Origin of the sequence: Actinomadura rubrisoli (assembly GCF_004349215.1) — a bacterium.
Classification (GTDB): domain Bacteria; phylum Actinomycetota; class Actinomycetes; order Streptosporangiales; family Streptosporangiaceae; genus Spirillospora; species Spirillospora rubrisoli.
This window is the reverse complement of the sequence record NZ_SMKU01000649.1, coordinates 1-1,965: the sequence shown is the minus strand read 5'-3', so window position 1 is coordinate 1,965 and position 1,965 is coordinate 1. Positions and strand designations below refer to the sequence as shown.

1 protein-coding gene and 1 pseudogene are annotated in these 1,965 nt (G+C 77.0%); both read right to left on the bottom strand.

The features are described from left to right. Positions 1 to 113: 113 nt before the first annotated feature. Positions 114 to 755: a hypothetical protein gene (locus E1298_RS46495; RefSeq protein WP_131903743.1), complete on the bottom strand. Its 642-nt coding sequence runs from the start codon at positions 753 to 755 to the stop codon at positions 114 to 116. Positions 756 to 982: 227 nt separating this feature from the next. Further along, positions 983 to 1,965: pseudogene (locus E1298_RS46490) on the bottom strand (helix-hairpin-helix domain-containing protein); the annotation flags it as partial.

Sequence of the window (1,965 nt, the reverse complement as noted above, 5' to 3'; positions counted from 1 at the left end):
CGTCTGACGCTTCCGACGCCCGAGGGCTCCTCCCCGCGCCCGGGAAGGGGCCCTCAGCGTGTCCTCGGCGTGCCCGGACCCCGGACCCCGGGGCCGGGGGCCGGGGGCCCGGGTCAGCGGGCGGCGCGGCGGCGGAGGCCGCGCCCGACGACGCTGATGTTGAGGGCCGCCACGGCTCCGGCCGCGCCCGCCGCGGCGGCGACCCATGCCGTCTGGCCGCCCTGGTGCTGCGAGGCCGCCACAGGGGAGATGAGGCGCGTCTGCGGGACGGGCGCCGTCCCGGACTGGGGCAGGTAGCCGTTGGGGTCGGCGGCGACCTCCGGGCTCGGCAGGACGCCCGGCAGCCCGGACGGCGCGGTGCCCTTGTAGGGCTGGAGCCCCCCGGCGCCGGTCATGGTGGCCGGCGCCCCGCCCGAGCCGCCGCCACCGCCCGGCGTGCCGGAGGGCGCGCGCGAGCCCCTGGACGGCGACGTGGACTTCCCGCCCCCCGCGTTCTTCTTCGGCGAGGTCTTCTTGGTGTGCTTCGCCGGTTTCGGCGCGGGCTTCGGCGCGGGGCTCTTGGGCGGGTTGATCGCGTCACGCAGGTTGCCGAGGTTGCACTTCCAGTTCTCGATGGTGCTCGCCGGATCGGTGCCCTTCTTGCAGGGCCGCCCGCTCGCCGCGGCGTCCGCCGACGGCGCGCCGAGCACCAGGACCAGGGCGCCCGCCGAGACCGCCGCCGAAGCCGAACCGAGCCGCCTGAGCCGCTGGGGCATGTCGCTCCTCCGCCTGCCGGTGATGCTGCTGTTGACATCGTGTCCAACGAGCCGGAGACACGATGGTCACGGTCACGTCCGCGCCATTTCGTCAGATCGTGCCCCATCCGCGCACGACCGTAAACCGCGACCCGGTGGTTTCTTTACCGCGTTCCAACCTCACCGCATCACTGGCCTCACCGTGCCGCCAGCTTCACCGCACCACGCGGCTCACTGCACGGCCGGTCTCACTGCACGACCAGCCTCGCGAGCCGGGTGCGCCGCCCGGCCGCCTCCGTCTCCCGGACGGCCCGCGCCAGCGCCGGACCGGCCGCCTGGACCACCGACAGGTGCCGGCGCGCCAGCCCGAACGCCGCGGCCACCAGCGGCCGCGAGAGCCCCTCGGCGGACATCACCGCCACCACGGCCGGACGGGGCGTCCCGCGCCCCTGGGCGACCGTGACCGCCCAGCCGTGCCGCAGCCGCGCCGCGTCGGCCGGGGGGATGGTGACCATGCCGCCGGCGAACTGGACGTCCAGCCCGCGCGGGCCGCCGCCGAGCACGACCCCGACCTCCCCGGCGGGCGCCTGGGGCAGCGGCGCGGCGACCACGACGCGGTCGCCCGGGTCCATCCCGGCGAACCGGCCGGGACCGGGGTTCAGCCGGGCCTTCAGCGCCGCGTTCAGCGCCGTGGTGCCCGCCTCGCCCCCGGCGGCGGGCGCGACGACCTGGACGTCGTCCAGGGGGATCCCGAGGGCGCGGGGGATCGAGTCGGTCATGAGCTGGACGGTCCGGTGCACCGCCTCGCCGGGGTCGGCGGCGGGCACGATGACGACCTCCTTGCCGGGCGCGTCGACGGCCACGAGGTCGCCGCCGCGCACGGCCGCGGCGAGTGTCCCGAGGGGATCGGCGGGCGGCTCGGCGTCCAGTTCCACGACCGGGACGGTCTCGGACGCCTCCAGGTCGTCCAGTGGGCGGCCGGGACCGGCGGGCGGCGGCGCGCCCTCCTCCGCGCACAGCACCAGGTGCGTGCCGTCGGCGCACGCCTCTACCAGCACCCCGCACAGCTCGACGTCGAGCCCGGACGCGCCGGTCACCAGCAGCAGGTCCAGCTCGAACGGCCGCTGCTCGCCGCGCCCGAACACGATGGCCCCCGGCGCGGCCGACGCGTCGACTTGCGGTTCCAGCAGCCGATGAAGGCTGACGACAACCACCCGCCGCCCCCCCACCC